This window comes from Streptomyces sp. Ru71 (assembly GCF_002920535.1).
Taxonomy (GTDB): Bacteria; Actinomycetota; Actinomycetes; order Streptomycetales; family Streptomycetaceae; genus Streptomyces.
Window position 1 is genome coordinate 26,302 of record NZ_PQSS01000008.1, and the last position, 17,939, is coordinate 44,240.

The 17,939-nt window shown below is 71.7% G+C and carries 16 protein-coding genes and 1 pseudogene; 15 read left to right on the forward strand and 2 right to left on the reverse strand.

Annotated elements, in window-relative coordinates:
* Positions 1–15: 15 nt before the first annotated feature.
* The gene (locus tag C3489_RS07205; protein WP_107499735.1) at positions 16–2,187 is read right to left on the reverse strand and encodes an AAA family ATPase; all 2,172 of its coding nucleotides are present in this window, start codon (positions 2,185–2,187) and stop codon (positions 16–18) included.
* A 153-nt stretch (positions 2,188–2,340) separates the two neighbouring features.
* On the opposite strand from C3489_RS07205, the gene C3489_RS07210 reads away from it, so the two are divergent.
* The 13 genes and pseudogenes from C3489_RS07210 to nusB all read left to right on the forward strand — a co-directional run bounded on the left by C3489_RS07210 (position 2,341) and on the right by nusB (position 15,325).
* Complete coding sequence (locus tag C3489_RS07210; protein ID WP_103780921.1) at positions 2,341–2,784, forward strand: DUF948 domain-containing protein; 444 nt, start codon at positions 2,341–2,343, stop codon at positions 2,782–2,784.
* A gap of 9 nt (positions 2,785–2,793) precedes the next feature.
* A complete protein-coding gene (locus C3489_RS07215) occupies positions 2,794–3,141 on the forward strand; it encodes a hypothetical protein (RefSeq protein WP_103780922.1) in 348 nt (115 codons plus the stop codon).
* Positions 3,141–5,813 (forward strand): alanine--tRNA ligase, encoded by a 2,673-nt coding sequence (gene alaS / locus C3489_RS07220; protein WP_103780923.1) that lies wholly within the window; start codon positions 3,141–3,143, stop codon positions 5,811–5,813. Before C3489_RS07215 ends, alaS begins: the two co-directional genes overlap by 1 nt.
* Before the next feature lie 27 nt (positions 5,814–5,840).
* Positions 5,841–6,305, forward strand: a complete 465-nt coding sequence (gene ruvX / locus C3489_RS07225) for a Holliday junction resolvase RuvX (RefSeq protein WP_103780924.1) — start codon at positions 5,841–5,843, stop codon at positions 6,303–6,305.
* A 122-nt stretch (positions 6,306–6,427) separates the two neighbouring features.
* Positions 6,428–8,143, forward strand: coding sequence for an endolytic transglycosylase MltG (gene mltG, locus C3489_RS07230; protein ID WP_181139539.1), 1,716 nt, complete (start codon positions 6,428–6,430; stop codon positions 8,141–8,143).
* Complete coding sequence (locus tag C3489_RS07235; RefSeq protein WP_103780926.1) at positions 8,124–8,963, forward strand: shikimate dehydrogenase; 840 nt, start codon at positions 8,124–8,126, stop codon at positions 8,961–8,963. Before mltG ends, C3489_RS07235 begins: the two co-directional genes overlap by 20 nt.
* A 209-nt stretch (positions 8,964–9,172) precedes the next feature.
* Complete coding sequence (gene aroC / locus C3489_RS07240; RefSeq protein ID WP_103780927.1) at positions 9,173–10,357, forward strand: chorismate synthase; 1,185 nt, start codon at positions 9,173–9,175, stop codon at positions 10,355–10,357.
* Positions 10,354–10,869 (forward strand): shikimate kinase, encoded by a 516-nt coding sequence (locus C3489_RS07245; RefSeq protein WP_103780928.1) that lies wholly within the window; start codon positions 10,354–10,356, stop codon positions 10,867–10,869. Before aroC ends, C3489_RS07245 begins: the two co-directional genes overlap by 4 nt.
* Positions 10,866–11,957, forward strand: a complete 1,092-nt coding sequence (gene aroB / locus C3489_RS07250) for a 3-dehydroquinate synthase (protein ID WP_103780929.1) — start codon at positions 10,866–10,868, stop codon at positions 11,955–11,957. The genes C3489_RS07245 and aroB overlap by 4 nt, the downstream gene beginning before the upstream one ends.
* Positions 11,958–12,118: 161 nt before the next feature.
* Positions 12,119–13,013: pseudogene (locus C3489_RS07255) on the forward strand (Pro-rich N-terminal domain-containing protein).
* A gap of 154 nt (positions 13,014–13,167) precedes the next feature.
* The gene (locus C3489_RS07260) at positions 13,168–14,274 is read left to right on the forward strand and encodes an aminopeptidase P family protein (protein ID WP_103780930.1); all 1,107 of its coding nucleotides are present in this window, start codon (positions 13,168–13,170) and stop codon (positions 14,272–14,274) included.
* Between the two features lie 47 nt (positions 14,275–14,321).
* Positions 14,322–14,888, forward strand: a complete 567-nt coding sequence (efp, locus tag C3489_RS07265) for an elongation factor P (protein WP_103780931.1) — start codon at positions 14,322–14,324, stop codon at positions 14,886–14,888.
* 2 nt (positions 14,889–14,890) lie between these two features.
* On the forward strand, positions 14,891–15,325 hold the full coding sequence (gene nusB, locus C3489_RS07270; protein WP_103780932.1) for a transcription antitermination factor NusB: 435 nt from the start codon (positions 14,891–14,893) through the stop codon (positions 15,323–15,325).
* A 181-nt stretch (positions 15,326–15,506) separates the two neighbouring features.
* Here nusB and bldD read toward each other — a convergent pair whose 3' ends face one another.
* Complete coding sequence (gene bldD / locus C3489_RS07275) at positions 15,507–16,010, reverse strand: transcriptional regulator BldD (RefSeq protein WP_067235530.1); 504 nt, start codon at positions 16,008–16,010, stop codon at positions 15,507–15,509.
* A 296-nt stretch (positions 16,011–16,306) separates the two neighbouring features.
* On the opposite strand from bldD, the gene pyrR reads away from it, so the two are divergent.
* Both pyrR and C3489_RS07285 read left to right on the forward strand, forming a co-directional pair.
* Positions 16,307–16,864 (forward strand): bifunctional pyr operon transcriptional regulator/uracil phosphoribosyltransferase PyrR, encoded by a 558-nt coding sequence (gene pyrR, locus C3489_RS07280; protein ID WP_103780933.1) that lies wholly within the window; start codon positions 16,307–16,309, stop codon positions 16,862–16,864.
* 92 nt (positions 16,865–16,956) lie between these two features.
* Positions 16,957–17,934: an aspartate carbamoyltransferase catalytic subunit gene (locus tag C3489_RS07285; RefSeq protein WP_103780934.1), complete on the forward strand. Its 978-nt coding sequence runs from the start codon at positions 16,957–16,959 to the stop codon at positions 17,932–17,934.
* Positions 17,935–17,939 lie beyond the last annotated feature (5 nt).

Consider the following 17,939-nt stretch of genomic DNA (forward strand, 5'->3'; position numbering starts at 1 on the left):
GGCGACAGCACTCCGTCAGCCCGCCGTCTCCCCGCCCTTCCGGGTGGGCGAGGCGGCGGGCTGCCGCGTTCCGTCCTCCTGCCGCCCCGCCCGGCGCGGGGAGGGAAGCGCCCGCAGCGACCGCCCGCCCCGCAGCGCCCGCTCCACCGCCTCGGCCCGGCCGAGCCGCCGCCCCCGCCGCACGCACTCCTCGTAGCGCGCGTCACCGAGCCGCTCGCGGGCTTTTCCCTCGCACAGCTCGTGCGGACCGTTGTAGTACGCGGAGCCGAACAGCGGCAGCCCCACCGACGGCCACATCTCGGCCGCCGCGCCCTGCAGCACCGCCGCCTCCGCCGCGTCCCCCTCCGACACCGTGACCAGCGCCAGCAGCTCCATGGACAGCACCGAGCCGAGCAGATCGCGAAACGTGTGCGCGCTGCCCAGGCACTCGGCCAGCAGCGACCGGGCGCGCGGCAGATCGCCCTGCGCCCACGCCGCGTACGCCAGCACGAACAGCGCGTAGCCCAGCGCCCACCGCTCCCCGTGGTCCTCGCACACCCGGCGCACGTCCTCGCACAGCCGCACCGCGTCCGGCAGATCGCCCTGGAACGCCCGGGTCATCGCCAGCTCCACCTGGCCCATCAGCACATTGCTGTTCAGCTCGCCGATCTCCTGGTACCGCTCCAGCGCCGAGCGCAGCAGCTTCTCCGCGCGCGCCATGTCGTCGGTGACCAGCGCCAGACAGCCGGTGCGGTGCTCGGCGTAGGCGATACCGGCCGGGCTGTCCACCCGCTCCGCCTCCGCGCGGCACTCGGTGAGCGCGGCGAGCGCCGGCACCGGGTCGCCCTGCAGGATCGCGACATAGCCGAGCACCCACAGCGCCTTCAGCCGGGACTGCTCACCCGCACTGCGCGAGGCGCCCTCCGTCTCCAGTTCGACGCTGCGCCGCAGCCAGTGCCGGCCCTCCGCGAGCCGCCCGCAGCCCACCCAGTAGAACCACAGCGAACCGGCCAGGTACTGGCCCAGATGCGCCTCGCCCGGCTCGCTCAGACAGTGCTCCAGGGCGCACCGCAGATTCGGCAGCTCGGCCTCGACGCGCTCGGCGACCTCCGCCTGCCGGGGCGAGAACCAGTCCAGCTCGCACCAGGTCGCCAGGCCCATGTACCAGTCGCGGTGCCGGCGCCGCATCCGCTCCGCGTCCCCGATGGCCGCGAGCCAGTCGGCGCCGTAGGCCCGGACCGTGTCGAGCATGCGGTAGCGCACGCCCGTGGCGGTCTCCTCCCGGGTCACGACCGACTGCGCGATCAGCTCGGTCAGCACGTCCAGGACGTCGTCGGCCGGCAGACCGTGCCCGCTGCACACGTACTCCACGGCATCCAGGTCGAACTGGCCCGCGAACACCGTCAGCCGGGCCCACAGCAGCCGCTGTGGCGGGGTGCACAGCTCGTGGCTCCAGCCGATCGCCGTCCGCAGCGTCCGATGGCGCGGCAACGCGTCCCGCACCTCGCCCGTCAGCAGCCGGAACCGGTCGTCGAGCCGCTCCAGCAGCTGCGCCGGCGACAGCGCCCGCAGCCGCCCGGCCGCCAGCTCCAGCGCGAGCGGGATCCCGTCGAGGCGCCGGCACACCTCCCGTACGTCCGGGCCGTCGCCGACCACCACGCCCTGCGCGGCGGCCCGGTCCGTGAACAGCTCCACCGCCTCCTCCTCGCCGAGCGGCGCCAGCGGCAGCAGCCGTTCGCCGGCCAGCCGCAACGGCCGGCGGCCCACCGCCAGGACCCGCAGCCGCGGCAGGCGGGCCAGAAGGCAGGCCACCAGCTCGGCGCAGGCCTGCGCCAGATGCTCGAACCCGTCGAGGAGCAGCAGGAGTTCACGGTCGGCGAGATGGGCCAGCAGCGTCTCGCGCGGCGCCCGGCGCGTGTGGTCGGTCAGGCCGAGCGCCTCCACCACGGCGTACTCGACGAGCCCGGGGTCGCGCAGCGGGGCCAGCTCGACGCGCCACACCCCGTCCCGGGCCTCGGGCCACCTCGCGGCCGCGCGCGCCGCGAGCCGTGACTTGCCGACCCCGCCCGGACCGGTCACGGTCACCAGCCGTGAGACGCGCAGCGCCTCGTCGAGGGCGGCCAGTTCGGCGGACCTGCCGACGAACCCGGTCGATTCCGCGGGCAGATTGCCACCCGCGGGACTGTCGGCGCGCTGATGATCCCGCATGGAACACGGAGCGTACTCAAGCGTAATCACCGCGTACAATCGCTTCCCGGAACTCAGGCGTCCACGCCCCCTAATCCGGTACGGAGCCGCAGCCCCGGCGCGATAGGCTCGGTGCACGACTTTCTCGATGTTCAGGCACGTTTCAGGGAGCGGGTGCGCACAGTGTCCGGTGGAGAGGTGGCCGGGATCCTGGTGGCCGTCTTCTGGGCGATCCTGGTCTCCTTCCTCGCGGTGGCTCTCGCGAGGCTGGCCCAGACGCTCAAGGCGACGACCAAGCTCGTGGCGGACGTGACCGATCAGGCCGTCCCGCTGCTGGCCGACGCCTCCGCGGCGGTGCGCTCCGCGCAGACCCAGATCGACCGGGTCGACGCGATCGCCTCCGACGTCCAGGAGGTCACGTCGAACGCCTCCGCGCTGTCCAGCACCGTGGCCTCCACCTTCGGCGGCCCGCTGGTCAAGGTCGCGGCCTTCGGCTACGGCGTGCGCCGGGCGCTGGGCGGCCGCAAGGGTGAGGTGCCCGCCAGGGAGTCGAGGCGTACCGTGATCGTGGGCCGCACCGTTCCGGCCTCACGACGGGGCAAGCGGAGTAAGGACTGAGACCGAGCGATGTTCCGCCGTACGTTCTGGTTCAGCACGGGCGTCGCCGCCGGTGTGTGGGCCACCACCAAGGTCAACCGCAAGCTGAGGCAGCTGACCCCGGAGAGCCTCGCCGCGACCGCGGCCAACAAGGCGCTCGACGCGGGTCAGCGGCTGAAGGACCGCGCGGTGGGCTTCGCCCTCGACGTCCGCGACAACATGGCCCAGCGCGAGGCGGAACTTGAGGAGGCCCTGGGCATCCACGAGAACCCCGAACTCGCCGAGCCCCGGCGGTACGCCGCCATCGAGAACAACCGCAGCAACCCGAAGTACGTCGAAGCCCCGACGTACTCGTACAACCGGAATGAGGACCACTGATGGAGTCGGCTGAGATCCGCCGCCGCTGGCTGAGCTTCTTCGAGGAGCGCGGGCACACCGTCGTCCCTTCGGCGTCGCTCATCGCGGACGACCCGACTCTGCTCCTCGTCCCCGCCGGCATGGTGCCCTTCAAGCCCTACTTCCTGGGTGAGGTCAAGCCGCCCTTCCCGCGCGCCACGAGCGTGCAGAAGTGCGTGCGCACGCCCGACATCGAAGAGGTCGGCAAGACCACGCGGCACGGCACGTTCTTCCAGATGTGCGGCAACTTCTCCTTCGGCGACTACTTCAAGGAAGGCGCCATCAAGCTCGCCTGGGAGCTGCTCACCACGCCCCAGGACAAGGGCGGTTACGGCCTCGACCCCGAGCGCCTGTGGATCACCGTCTACAAGGACGACGACGAGGCCGAGCGCATCTGGCACGAGGTCGTCGGCGTGCCCAAGGAGCGCATCCAGCGCCTGGGCATGAAGGACAACTACTGGTCCATGGGCGTGCCCGGCCCGTGCGGCCCCTGCTCCGAGATCAACTACGACCGCGGCCCCGAGTTCGGCGTCGAGGGCGGCCCGGCCGTCAACGACGAGCGGTACGTGGAGATCTGGAACCTCGTCTTCATGCAGTACGAGCGCGGCGAGGGCATCGGCAAGGACAACTTCGAGATCCTCGGCGAGCTGCCGAGCAAGAACATCGACACGGGCCTCGGCCTGGAGCGCCTCGCCATGATTCTGCAGGGCGTGCAGAACATGTACGAGATCGACACCTCCATGGCCGTGATCGACAAGGCCACCGAGCTGACCGGCGTCCGCTACGGCGACGCCCACACCTCGGACGTGTCCCTGCGGGTGGTCACCGACCACATGCGCACGGCCACCATGCTCATCGGCGACGGCGTCACCCCGGGCAACGAGGGCCGCGGCTACGTCCTGCGCCGCATCATGCGCCGCGCCATCCGCAACATGCGGCTGCTCGGCGCCACCGGTCCGGTCGTCAAGGACCTGATCGACACCGTGATCGGCATGATGGGCCAGCAGTACCCCGAGCTGATCACCGACCGCGAGCGCATCGAGAAGGTCGCCCTCGCCGAGGAGAACGCCTTCCTCAAGACGCTGAAGGCCGGCACCAACATCCTCGACACCGCCGTCACCGAGACCAAGCAGTCCGGCGGCACGGTCCTGCCCGGCGACAAGGCGTTCCTGCTCCACGACACCTGGGGCTTCCCGATCGACCTCACCCTGGAGATGGCCGCCGAGCAGGGGCTGTCCGTGGACGAGGAGGGCTTCCGCCGCCTGATGAAGGAGCAGCGGGAGCGCGCCAAGGCCGACGCCCAGGCCAAGAAGACCGGCCACGCCGACATGGGCGCCTACCGCGAGATCGCCGACTCCGCCGGTGCCACCGACTTCATCGGTTACACGGACACCGAGGGCGAGTCCACGATCGTCGGCATCCTGGTCGACGGCGTCTCCTCCCCGGCCGCCAGTGAGGGCGACGAGGTGGAGGTCGTGCTCGACCGCACCCCGTTCTACGCCGAGGGCGGCGGCCAGATCGGCGACACCGGCCGCATCAAGGTGGACACCGGTGCCGTCATCGAGGTCCGCGACTGCCAGAAGCCGGTCCCGGGCGTCTACGTCCACAAGGGCGTCGTCCAGGTCGGCGAGGTGACCGTCGGAGCCAAGGCCCACGCCTCCATCGACGCCCGCCGCCGCACCGCCATCGCCCGCGCCCACTCGGCCACCCACCTCACCCACCAGGCCCTGCGCGACGCGCTCGGCCCGACGGCCGCCCAGGCCGGTTCGGAGAACCAGCCCGGCCGCTTCCGCTTCGACTTCGGCTCGCCGTCCGCCGTTCCGACGGCCGTGATGACCGACGTCGAGCAGAAGATCAATGAGGTGCTGGCCCGCGACCTCGACGTGCGCGCCGAGGTCATGGGCATCGACGAGGCCAAGAAGCAGGGCGCCATCGCCGAGTTCGGCGAGAAGTACGGCGAGCGGGTCCGCGTGGTCACCATCGGCGACTTCTCCAAGGAGCTGTGCGGCGGCACGCACGTGCACAACACCGCCCAGCTGGGTCTGGTGAAGCTGCTGGGCGAGTCCTCCATCGGCTCGGGTGTGCGCCGTATCGAGGCCCTCGTCGGTGTCGACGCCTACAACTTCCTCGCCCGCGAGCACACGGTCGTCAACCAGCTGACCGAGCTGCTCAAGGGCCGCCCGGAGGAGCTGCCGGAGAAGGTCTCCGCCATGCTCGGCAAGCTGAAGGACGCCGAGAAGGAGATCGAGAAGTTCCGCGCGGAGAAGGTGCTCCAGGCCGCCGCCGGTCTCGCCGAGTCCGCCAAGGACGTGCGGGGCGTGGCCGTCGTCACGGGCCAGGTCCCGGACGGCACCACCCCGGACGACCTGCGCAAGCTGGTCCTCGACGTCCGTGGCCGCATCCAGGGCGGCCGGGCCGCCGTGGTCGCCCTGTTCACGGTGAACAACGGCAAGCCGCTGACCGTCATCGCCACCAATGACGCCGCCCGCGAGCGCGGTCTGAAGGCCGGTGACCTGGTGCGCACCGCCGCCAAGACCCTCGGCGGCGGCGGTGGCGGCAAGCCGGACGTCGCCCAGGGCGGCGGCCAGAACCCGGCTGCCGTCGGCGAGGCCGTGGACGCCGTCGAGCGGCTCGTCGCCGAGACGGCCAAGTGACGGTTCGGTAAGGAAACGGTCGGAATCATGCGCAGAGGACGTCGGCTCTCGATCGACGTCGGGGACGCCCGGATCGGGGTCGCCTCGTGCGACCCCGACGGGATCCTCGCCACACCGGTGGAGACGGTTCCCGGCCGGGACGTCCCGGCCGCCCACCGCCGCCTGCGGCAGCTGGTCGAGGAGTACGAGCCGATCGAGGTCGTCGTCGGTCTCCCTCGCTCCCTCAAGGGGGGCGAGGGCCCGGCCGCCGTCAAGGTCCGCACGTTCGCACAGGAGCTGGCACGCGGCATCAAGCCGGTGCCGGTCCGCCTGGTCGACGAGCGGATGACCACGGTCACGGCCAGCCAGGGACTGCGCGCCTCGGGCGTGAAGTCCAAGAAGGGCCGCTCGGTCATCGACCAGGCGGCCGCCGTCATCATCCTGCAGCAGGCCCTCGAATCCGAACGGGTGTCAGGGAAAGCGCCCGGCGAGGGCGTCGAAGTGGTCATCTGATCGCGATACGGTAACGTTCCGCGCGATGCGGCGGTGTTCGAACAGCTGCCGCACAACAAGAGGCGGGACGGGAGCCGGAGCCACCAGCCGCGTGACCGCCGCCTCGCGGCTCTAGGGGATCGATGACTGAGTATGGCCGGGGCCAAGGCTCCGAACCGTGGCATCCGGAGGACCCGTTGTACGGGGACGGCGGATGGGGAGGGCAGCAGCCCCACGTGGGCCATCAGCCTGCCCACGGCGGCCAGCAGCACTATCCGCAGCAGCCGCAGCACCAGGACTACGGCGACTGGGGCCACGGCCAGCAGCCCGGCTACGACCAGCAGCAGTACCCGCAGTACTACAGCGATCAGCAGTACCCCCAGGGCGGCGGCGAGCAGCAGTACCACCAGAGCGGCGGCAACCAGCACCACCCGCAGGGCGGCGGCTGGGACGGCACCGGCACGCACACGCACATGCCGTACCCGCCCGATCCCGGTGACCCCTACGGACACCAGGCCGTGGCCTACGGCGGTGAGCAGCCCGACTTCTACCAGACCGAGGACGCCTACCCGCCGCCCGAGCCGCCCGCCCGGCGCCGCACGGAGCCCGAGCCGCGGGAGACCGACTGGGACCCCGGCCCCGACCAGGGCGAGCACGCCTTCTTCGCGGGCGACGACGGCGAGGACCCCGACGAGGAGGCCCGGCCCCGGGGGCGCGCGGCCCGGCGCGGCGGCGGCAAAGGGGGCAACGGAGGCAAAGGCGGCAAGGGCGGCAAGAAGAAGAGCCGTAACGGCGTCGCCTGCCTGGTGGTCCTGCTGGTGTTCGGCGGCGGACTCGCCGGGGTCGGCTACGTCGGCTACACCTTCTACCAAAATCGTTTCGGCGCGGCTCCGGACTACGCCGGCGACGGCACGGGCGAGTCGGTGACCGTGGAGATCCCCAAGGGCGCCGGCGGCTACGACATCGGGCGCCGGCTGAAGGCGGCGGGCGTGGTCAAGAGCGTCGACGCCTTCGTCTCCGCCCAGCAGCAGAACCCCAAGGGCAACACCATCCAGGCCGGCGCCTACATCCTGCGCAAGCAGATGTCCGCCGCGAGCGCCGTCCAGATGATGCTCGACCCCAAGAGCCAGAACAACGTCATGGTCACGCCCGGCGAGCGCAACGCGCACGTCTACGCGGCCATCGACCTCAAACTCGGCCTGGCCACCGGCACCACCAAGGGCATCGCCGACAAGCAGTACAAGACCCTCGGCCTGCCCTCCTGGGCGAACAGCGACAGCGAGATCAAGGACCCGCTGGAGGGCTTCCTCGCCCCGGGCACCTATCCCGCGGCCAAGGGCATGAAGCCCGAGGCGGTGCTCAAGGCGATGGTGACCCAGGCGAACGAGGTGTACAGCCGCTACGACCTGAAGGGCAAGGCCGCCTCCCTCGGGCTGAAGGACCCGCTGCAGCTCATCACGGTCGCCAGCCTCGTCCAGGCCGAGGGCAAGACGCACGACGACTACCGCAAGATGGCCGAGGTCGTCTACAACCGTCTCAAGCCCACGAACACCGAGACCAACCAGCTGCTGCAGTTCGACTCGACCTACAACTACCTCAAGGGTCAGAGCAACATCCACATCACCGAACGTGAGATCAACAGCAACAAGGACCCGTACAACACGTACACCAACAAGGGCCTGCCGCCCGGCCCCATCGGCAACCCCGGTGAGGACGCCATGAAGGCGGCGCTGAATCCGACGCACGACGGCTGGATCTACTTCGTGGCGACCGACGGCGAGAACAACACCGAGTTCGCCAAGACGTACGCCGAATTCAAGCAGCTCAGGGACAAGTTCAATGACAGCACGGGCAACTGACGGCCGCCGCGCCGCCGTCCTCGGCTCGCCCATCGCCCACTCGCTCTCCCCGGTGCTGCACCGCACCGCGTACGCCGAGCTGGGGCTCGACGGCTGGAGCTACGACCGCTTCGAGGTCGACGAGGCCGGCCTGCCCGCCTTCTTCGACGGGCTCGGTCCCGGGTGGGCGGGACTGTCGCTGACCATGCCGCTGAAGCGGGCGGTGATCCCGCTGCTCGACGAGATCAGCGAGACCGCGGCCTCGGTGGAGGCGGTGAACACGGTGGTCTTCACCGAGGACGGCCGCCGGGTCGGGGACAACACCGACATCCCCGGCATGGTGGCGGCCCTGCGCGAGCACGGCGTCGAAGAGGTCGACACGGCCGCCGTCCTCGGCGCCGGTGCCACCGCCTCCTCCGCGCTGGCCGCGCTGTCCCGGGTGTGTTCCGGTGAGGTCGTGGTGTACGTGCGCAGCGCCGCCCGCGCCGCCGAGATGCGCCAGTGGGGCGAGCGCCTGGACGTCGAGGTGCGCACCGCGGACTGGTCCCAGGCGGCGGAGGCCCTGCACGCGCCCCTGGTGATCGCGACGACCCCGGCCGGGACGACCGACGCCCTCGCCGCCGCCGTACCGGAGCGGCCCACCACGCTCTTCGACGTGCTCTACGAGCCCTGGCCGACCGAGCTCGCGGCGCGCTGGTCGATGTTCGGCGGGGCCGTGGTCAGCGGCCTGGACCTGCTGGTGCACCAGGCGGTGCTCCAGGTCGAGCAGATGACCGGGCGGGCCCCCGCCCCGCTGGAGGCGATGCGCCGGGCCGGCGAGAAGGCGCTCGCCGAGCGCTGACGTCCACGCCGGCCTCGTCGAGGGACGGTGCCGTCGGGGGTGCCGGCGTCCACGTCGGCGTCCGCCTGCTGGACCTGCACCAGGACTCCAGCGAGGACGTGGGAGGATCGGAGGTGGCGGGCCCGGGCCGCGCACCCGGTCGCGCCGTCGCGGTACGCGTGCGTGCGTGTACCCGGAGCAGAACCAGGCGCGAGCACTGAGGAGCATCGTTGAGCAGGCTGCGTTGGCTGACCGCGGGTGAGTCCCACGGTCCCGCACTTGTCGCGACGCTGGAGGGCCTTCCCGCCGGCGTGCCGATCACCACGGAGATGGTGGCGGACCACCTGGCGCGGCGGCGGCTCGGCTATGGCCGCGGTGCGCGCATGAAGTTCGAGCGGGACGAGGTCACCTTCCTCGGTGGCGTCCGGCACGGACTGACCCTGGGTTCCCCGGTCGCGATCATGGTGGGCAACACCGAGTGGCCGAAGTGGGAGAAGGTCATGGCCGCCGACCCGGTGGACCCGGCGGAGCTGGCCGAACTCGCCCGCAACGCGCCGCTGACCCGGCCCCGCCCCGGCCACGCCGACCTGGCGGGCATGCAGAAGTACGGCTTCGACGAGGCCCGCCCGATCCTGGAGCGCGCCTCCGCCCGCGAGACCGCGGCCCGGGTGGCGCTGGGCGCGGTGGCCCGCTCCTACCTGAAGGAGACGGCCGGCATCGAGATCGTCAGCCATGTCACCGAGCTGTGCTCGGTCAAGGCCCCGCAGGGCGTCTACCCCACGCCGGCCGACGTCGAGAAGCTGGACGCCGACCCGCTGCGCTGCCTGGACGCCGACACCTCCAAGGCGATGGTCGCGGAGGTCGACCAGGCCCACAAGGACGGCGACACGCTCGGCGGTGTGGTCGAGGTGCTGGCCTACGGCGTGCCGGTCGGCCTCGGCTCGCACGTGCACTGGGACCGCAAGCTGGACGCCCGGCTCGCCGGCGCCCTGATGGGCATCCAGGCGATCAAGGGCGTCGAGATCGGCGACGGCTTCGAGCTGGCCCGGGTGCCCGGCTCCAAGGCGCACGACGAGATCGTCAACACCCCCGAGGGCATCCGCCGGGTCTCCGGCCGCGCCGGCGGCACCGAGGGCGGCCTGTCCACCGGCGAGCTGCTGCGGGTGCGGGCCGCGATGAAGCCGATCGCGACCGTGCCGCGGGCCCTGCAGACCGTGGACGTCACCACCGGCGAGGCCGCCCAGGCCCACCACCAGCGCTCCGACGTCTCCGCGGTCCCGGCCGCCGGCATCGTCGCCGAGGCCATGGTGGCGCTGGTCCTCGCGGACGCGGTCGCCGAGAAGTTCGGCGGCGACTCGGTGGCCGAGACCCGCCGCAACGTCCGGTCGTACCTCGACAACCTCCACATCCGATGAGCGGGCCGCTGCTGGTCCTGGTGGGCCCGATGGGCGTGGGCAAGTCCACGGTCGGGCAGCTGCTGGCCGAGCAGCTCGGCGTGGGCTACCGGGACACGGACGACGACATCGTCGCGGAGCAGGGCCGCACGATCGCCGACATCTTCGTCGAGGAGGGCGAGAGCGCCTTCCGCGCGATGGAGAAGCAGGCGGTGCACCGGGCGCTCGCCGAGCACGGGGGAGTCCTCGCGCTCGGCGGCGGTGCCGTCCTCGACGCCGACACCCGCCGGCTTCTCGCCGGGCACCAGGTGGTCTACCTGTCGATGGACGTCGAGGAGGCGGTCAAGCGCACCGGCCTCAACGCCGCGCGGCCCCTGCTCGCCGTCAACCCGCGCAAGCAGTGGCGCGAGCTGATGGAAGCCCGCCGCCATCTGTACGAGGAGGTCGCCACCGCGGTCGTGCCGACCGACGGGCGCACCCCCGAAGAGGTCACCCGAGCCGCCCTGGACGCAGTGGAGTTGAAGGAAGCATGAGCGAGTCGGTGACGCGGATCCACGTCGGCGGCACGGCCGGCACCGAGCCGTACGAGGTCCTGGTGGGCCGTCAGCTGCTCGGCGAGCTCGCCGGGTTGATCGGCGGCAAGGCCAAGCGGGTCGCGGTCATCCACCCCGAGGCGCTCGCCGAGACCGGGGACGCGCTGCGCGCCGACCTGGCCGAGCAGGGCTACGAGGCCGTCGCGATCCAGGTGCCGAACGCCGAGGAGGCCAAGACCGCCGAGGTCGCCGCCTACTGCTGGAAGGCGCTCGGCCAGTCCGGCTTCACCCGCACCGACGTCATCGTCGGCGTCGGCGGCGGCGCGACCACGGACCTCGCGGGCTTCGTGGCCGCGACCTGGCTGCGCGGCGTGCGCTGGATCGCCGTCCCGACCACCGTCCTGGCGATGGTGGACGCGGCCGTCGGCGGCAAGACCGGCATCAACACCGCCGAGGGCAAGAACCTGGTGGGCGCCTTCCACCCGCCGGCCGGCGTGCTGTGCGACCTGGCCGCGCTGGACTCCCTCCCGGTCAACGACTACGTCTCCGGCCTCGCCGAGATCATCAAGGCCGGCTTCATCGCCGACCCGGTGATCCTGGACCTGATCGAGTCCGACCCGCAGGCCGCGCGCACCCCGGCGGGCCCGCACACGGCCGAGCTGATCGAGCGCTCGATCCGGGTGAAGGCGGAGGTCGTGTCCAGCGACCTGAAGGAGTCCGGGCTTCGGGAGATCCTCAACTACGGTCACACCCTCGGCCACGCCATCGAGAAGAACGAGCGCTACAAGTGGCGGCACGGCGCGGCCGTCGCGGTCGGCATGCACTTCGCCGCCGAACTCGGGCGGCTGGCGGGCCGGTTGGACGACGCCACGGCCGACAGGCACCGCACGATCCTGGAATCGGTCGGACTGCCGCTGCACTACCGCTACGACCAGTGGCCCAAGCTGCTGGAGACGATGAAGGTCGACAAGAAGTCCCGCGGCGACCTGCTGCGCTTCATCGTCCTGGACGGCCTGGCCAAGCCGACCGTCCTGGAGGGACCGGACCCGGCGGTGCTGCTCGCGGCGTACGGCGAGGTGGGGGAGTAAGTCCCACGGCGCCCGTTGCGCCCGATTCCCCGTCCCCACCGGGCACTTCACACCGCCCCCGGCCGTTCACCAATCGGCGGCCGGGGGCGGTACCGTTCGGTAGGGCGGGGTTCGCCCCCGCTGCCAGCGTCAATTGCCTGTACGAGACGGAGTGGCACCGGATGCAGCACGCAGTGGGTTCTCCGCTGCCGCCGCCCCACCAGCCGGGGCACGGACCCGCCGTCGGCTGGTCACCGGCCGCACATCACCCGGGCGCCCACCAGGGCCCGGCACCCGCACCGCAGGGCTCGGGCCCCGTGCCCCCGCCGCCCCCGGGCTTCACCGGGGCGCCGCCCTCGGTCCCGCCCCCGCCGCACCCCGCCGCGCCGCCCCAGGCGATGCCGCCGCACCCCTCCGCGCCGCCGCCCCCCGACACCACCGGCCATGTCGCGCTGCCCCCCCGGCGGCCCGGTCGGCGTGCCCACCGCACCGCCCACCCCGGTCGCCCCCGACCCGGCGACCACCACCCTGGCCGTGCTGCTGATCGGCCCGGCCGGCGCCGGCAAGACCAGCGTCGCCCGCTACTGGGCCGACCACCGCGGCGTGCCCACGGCCCACATCAGCCTCGACGACGTGCGCGAATGGGTCCGCTCGGGCTTCGCCGACCCGCAGTCGGGCTGGAACGACCACTCCGAGGCCCAGTACCGCCTCGCCCGCCGCACCTGCGGCTTCGCCGCGCGCAACTTCCTCGCCAACGGCATCTCCTGCATCCTCGACGACGCCGTCTTCCCCGACCGCCCCGTGGTCGGCCTCGGCGGCTGGAAACGGCACGTCGGGCCCGGCCTGCTCCCGGTCGTCCTGCTGCCCGGCCTCGACATCGTCCTGGAGCGCAACGCCGAGCGCTCGGGCAACCGTCGCCTCACCGACGAGGAGGTCGCCCGCATCCACGGCCGGATGGCCGGCTGGTACGGCTCGGGCCTGCCGATCATCGACAACTCGCAACTCGACGTCCCGGAGACGGCGAAGATCCTGGACGACGTCCTGGCAAGAGCGATAGCGAGCCCCCCGCAGTGGTAGCCAACGGGAGCGCGCCAACCTGAAAAGGGGCGCGGAGAACTGCGCGACCAGCCACACACGGCCCGCACCCGGAAGACACCGCGCATCCCCACGGCGACCCCCCTTCGGCCCTCCCCAACCGGCACAAAACGCCCACCCCTCCTACGCTCGTCTCATGTCAGAGGTGCACGCCAGCCGCAGAGCCCGGCTGAGGGAACGCTGCAACGCCGGCGGCAGCCAGTCCGCCCTGGTGACCCGCCCCGCCAACGTCCGCTACCTCGCCGGCGCGGCCCCGCAGGGCGCCGCCCTGCTGCTGGGCCGGGGCGAGGACGTCCTGGTCTGCGCGGGACCGCCGGGCGACCAGCCCCTGGACGGCCGCCCCGACGATGCCCTGCGCGTCCACACCCTCTCCCACTCCGGCGGCGACGCGGTCGTCGCCGCGGCGGACCTGGCCCAGGCCGCCGGAGTGGACGCCCTCGCCGTGGAGGAGCACCACCTGACCGTCTCCCGGCACCGGGCCATCCTCTCGGTCGCCCCCCGGATGCGCCTGGCCGACCTCGGCGGTGCAGTCGAGCAGCTCAGGGTGGTCAAGGACGAGGAGGAGATCTCCTGTCTGCGCATCGGCGCCGAGATCGCCGACCAGGCCCTCGGCGAGCTGCTGGAGTCCATCCTGGTCGGCCGCACCGAACGCCACCTCGCCCTGGAGCTGGAGCGCCGGCTGGTCGACCACGGCGCGGACGGTCCGGCCTTCCCCACCTCGGTCGCCACCGGCCCGCACGCCGGCCGTCGCGGGCACCGGCCCACCGACCGCCGGGTGGAGGAGGGCGACTTTCTCTCCGTCTGCCTGGGCGCCACCTACCGGGGCTACCGCTGCGAGATCGGCCGCACCTTCGTCATCGGCACCTCGCCCGCCGACTGGCAGATCGAGCTGTACGACCTGGTCTTCGCCGCTCAGCGGGCGGGTCGTGAGAGCCTGACGCCGGGCACGCCGTACCGGGACGTGGACCGCGCGGCCCGGCAGGTGCTGGACTCCGCCGGTCACGCGGAGCGTCTTCTTCCGCTCACCGGACACGGTGTCGGACTCGAAATCGACGAGGACCCTCAGTTGACCCCCGCGGCCATGGGTAAACTGGACGCTTGCGTGCCGGTCACCGTCGAACCGGGGGTCCACCTCCCGGGCCGGGGCGGTGTCCGGATCGATGACACGCTCGTCGTCCGCCCCGAGGCGGACGGCGGACCCGAGCTACTCACCATCACGACCAAGGAGCTGCTCGCGTTGTAGGCGCGTGCCCCGGGGTCGTCCACGTCAGTCCAGGAGATTCCGCAACCGTGGCTTCCACGAACGACCTCAAGAACGGCATGGTGCTCAAGCTCGAAGGCGGCCAGCTCTGGTCCGTCGTCGAGTTCCAGCACGTCAAGCCCGGCAAGGGCCCGGCCTTCGTGCGCACCAAGCTCAAGAACGTGCTGTCCGGGAAGGTCGTCGACAAGACCTTCAACGCCGGCGTCAAGGTCGAGACGGCCACCGTCGACAAGCGCGACATGCAGTTCTCCTACATGGACGGCGAGTACTTCGTCTTCATGGACATGGAGACCTACGACCAGCTGATGGTCGACCGCAAGGCCGTCGGCGACGCCGCCAACTTCCTGATCGAGGGCTTCACCGCCACCGTCGCGCAGCACGAGGGCGAGGTGCTCTTCGTCGAGCTGCCGGCCGCCGTCGAGCTGACCGTCCAGGAGACCGAGCCGGGCGTCCAGGGCGACCGCTCCACCGGTGGCACCAAGCCCGCCACCCTGGAGACCGGCCACCAGATCCAGGTCCCGCTCTTCATCACCACCGGTGAGAAGATCAAGGTCGACACCCGCACCAGCGACTACCTCGGCCGGGTGAACGGCTAACCGTGGCTGCCCGTAACACGGCCCGCAAGCGCGCCTTCCAGATCCTCTTCGAGGGCGACCAGCGCGGCGCCGACGTCCTGACGGTCCTCGCGGACTGGGTCCGGCTGTCCCGTTCCGACACCCGGCAGCCGCCGGTGAGCGAGTACACGATGCAGCTGGTCGAGGGCTACGCGAAGCGCGCCAAGCGCATCGACGAGCTGATCTCCCAGTACGCGGTGGGCTGGACGCTGGACCGGATGCCGGTCGTCGACCGGAACATCCTGCGTCTGGGCGCCTACGAGCTGCTCTGGGTCGACGAGACCCCGGACGCCGTCGTGCTGGACGAGATGGTGCAGCTGGCGAAGGAGTTCTCCACCGACGAGTCGCCGTCGTTCGTCAACGGCCTGCTCGGCCGGCTGAAGGAGCTCAAGCCCTCGCTGCGCCGGGACGAGGCGTAACCGAACCCCAGATGCCCCAGGGCCCGCAGCGCGCTCGCTGCGGGCCCTGGGGCGTTGCGGGCCGGGCCGGGGCGTTCCCGGACGGCCACGGCGTGTGAGGCGCGCAGAAAGCCGCCGGGGTGGCCGGAACCGTACAGTTCCGGCCACCCCGGCGGCACGTTTCTGCTGAGCGGCGGAGCGGTCAGCCCTCCTCGTGGGTGGCGACGGCGCGACGCGCGTCCGCGTCCAGCACGCCCCAGCTGATCAGCTGCTCGGTGAGGACCGAGGGCGACTGGTCGTAGATGACGGCGAGTGTGCGCAGGTCGTCCTGGCGGATCGACAGCACCTTGCCGTTGTAGTCACCGCGCTGGGACTGGATCGTGGCCGCGTAGCGCTGCAGCGGGCCCGCCTTCTCCACCGGGACGTGGGCGAGGCGCTCCAGGTCCAGGACCAGCTTCGGCGGGGGCTCGGCGGCGCCGCCGGGGGTGGTGCCCGGGAGGAGCTCCTGCACCGGAACGCCGTAGAAGTCCGCCAGCTCGGCGAGGCGCTGCACGGTCACGGCACGGTCGCCGCGCTCGTACGAACCGACCACGACCGCCTTCCAGCGTCCCTGGCTCTTCTCCTCGACACCGTGGAGGGAAAGGCCCTGCTGGGTGCGGATGGCCCGGAGCTTGGCCCCGAGCTGTTTGGCGTATTCGCTGGACATATAGCTCCCCGGCACTGTGTCGACGCGACTGGCTTCGTCCATGCCGCGCGGCTGGTAACTCACTGTGAGGTTACGCAGCGTGATTCTCCTGCGTCAAGCCGAATGGTCCACACCGACTCTTCCGTGGTAGTGGCGGCCGGTTGCTCCATGCGGGTGGTGGCATGCCGCCGACCGGGTGGTGCGGGCCACTGAGGGGGGTGTCGTCACGGTGGGGTGGCGGCCTGCTACCGTGGATGGCGCAAACCCGACGTCCTTTAAGGTCCGTCCCGTGAGGCGGAGAAGGAGGTCCTTTTCGTATGGACACGCAAGCGTCCGATGCGCGGCCCGTTCTCGAAGGCCCCGACATCGCGCGGGTACTGACCCGCATCGCCCACGAGATCGTCGAGCGCGCCAAGGGCGCCGACGACGTGGTGCTCCTCGGCATCCCCACCCGGGGTGTCTTCCTCGCCCAGCGGCTCGCCGCCAAGCTGGAGCAGATCACCGAGCGCAAGGTCCCGGTCGGCTCGCTGGACATCACCATGTACCGCGACGACCTGCGCATGCACCCGCCGCGTGCGCTGGCCCGCACCGAGATCCCCGGTGACGGCATCGACGGCAAGCTCGTCGTCCTCGTCGACGATGTGCTCTTCTCCGGCCGCACCATCCGCGCCGCCCTCGACGCCCTGAACGACATCGGGCGCCCCCGCGCGGTGCAGCTCGCGGTCCTCGTCGACCGCGGCCACCGCGAACTGCCGATCCGCGCCGACTACGTCGGCAAGAACCTCCCCACGTCGTTGCGGGAGACGGTCAAGGTCCAGCTCGCCGAGGAGGACGGTCGCGACACCGTGCTGCTCGGTGTGAAGGCCGACCAGTAGCACCTCGCGCGCAGGGTCTGCTTCGGCATGCCCGCACCCGCGCCGATGTGCGCACATCCTCCCGAATTGAACTGCCTTACGGAGCCTGACAGATGCAGCGTCATCTCATCTCGGCCGCCGACCTCACCCGCGACGACGCCGTCCTGATCCTCGACACCGCCGAGGAGATGGCCCGGGTCGCCGACCGGCCGATCAAGAAGCTGCCGACCCTGCGCGGCCGCACGATCGTGAACCTCTTCTTCGAGGACTCCACCCGCACCCGCATCTCCTTCGAGGCCGCCGAGAAGCGCCTGTCCGCGGACGTCATCAACTTCTCCGCCAAGGGCTCCAGCGTGTCCAAGGGCGAGTCCCTGAAGGACACCGCCCAGACCCTGGAGGCCATGGGCGTCGACGCCGTGGTCATCCGGCACGGCGCCTCCGGGGCCCCGTACCGCCTGGCCAACTCCGGCTGGATCGACGCCGCCGTCATCAACGCCGGCGACGGCACCCACCAGCACCCCACCCAGGCCCTGCTGGACGCCTTCACCATGCGCCGCCGCCTGGTCGGCCGGGACGCCGGCCTCGGCCAGGACCTCGCCGGCAAGCGCATCACCATCGTCGGCGACGTGCTGCACAGCCGGGTCGCCCGCTCCAACGTCGACCTGCTGCACACCCTCGGCGCCGAGGTCACCCTCGTCGCCCCGCCCACCCTGCTGCCGGTCGGCATCGAGACCTGGCCCTGCGAGGTCTCCTACGACCTCGACTCGACGCTGCCCAAGTGCGACGCGGTGATGATGCTGCGCGTGCAGCGCGAGCGCATGAACGCCGCCTTCTTCCCCACCGAGCGCGAGTACTCCCGCCGCTACGGCCTCGACGGCGACCGCATGGCCAAGCTGCCCGAGCACGCCATCGTGATGCACCCCGGCCCGATGGTGCGCGGCATGGAGATCACCGCCGAGGTCGCCGACTCCGGCCGCTGCACCGCGATCGAGCAGGTCGCCAACGGCGTCTCCATCCGGATGGCCGTGCTGTACCTGCTGCTCGGTGGCAACGAGCCCGCCGTCACCCACTCTCGTACCGAGGAGAAGTAAGACCC

Bases quoted from the DNA above. Each gene is read 5' to 3' on its own strand.
- C3489_RS07205 (WP_107499735.1), bottom strand. From the start codon at position 2,187: ATGCGGGATCATCAGCGCGCCGACAGTCCCGCGGGTGGCAATCTGCCC.
- C3489_RS07215 (WP_103780922.1), top strand. From the start codon at position 2,794: ATGTTCCGCCGTACGTTCTGGTTCAGCACGGGCGTCGCCGCCGGTGTG.
- alaS (WP_103780923.1), top strand. From the start codon at position 3,141: ATGGAGTCGGCTGAGATCCGCCGCCGCTGGCTGAGCTTCTTCGAGGAG.
- ruvX (WP_103780924.1), top strand. From the start codon at position 5,841: ATGCGCAGAGGACGTCGGCTCTCGATCGACGTCGGGGACGCCCGGATC.
- mltG (WP_181139539.1), top strand. From the start codon at position 6,428: ATGACTGAGTATGGCCGGGGCCAAGGCTCCGAACCGTGGCATCCGGAG.
- C3489_RS07235 (WP_103780926.1), top strand. From the start codon at position 8,124: ATGACAGCACGGGCAACTGACGGCCGCCGCGCCGCCGTCCTCGGCTCG.
- C3489_RS07245 (WP_103780928.1), top strand. From the start codon at position 10,354: ATGAGCGGGCCGCTGCTGGTCCTGGTGGGCCCGATGGGCGTGGGCAAG.
- aroB (WP_103780929.1), top strand. From the start codon at position 10,866: ATGAGCGAGTCGGTGACGCGGATCCACGTCGGCGGCACGGCCGGCACC.
- C3489_RS07260 (WP_103780930.1), top strand. From the start codon at position 13,168: ATGTCAGAGGTGCACGCCAGCCGCAGAGCCCGGCTGAGGGAACGCTGC.
- bldD (WP_067235530.1), bottom strand. From the start codon at position 16,010: ATGTCCAGCGAATACGCCAAACAGCTCGGGGCCAAGCTCCGGGCCATC.
- pyrR (WP_103780933.1), top strand. From the start codon at position 16,307: ATGGACACGCAAGCGTCCGATGCGCGGCCCGTTCTCGAAGGCCCCGAC.
- C3489_RS07285 (WP_103780934.1), top strand. From the start codon at position 16,957: ATGCAGCGTCATCTCATCTCGGCCGCCGACCTCACCCGCGACGACGCC.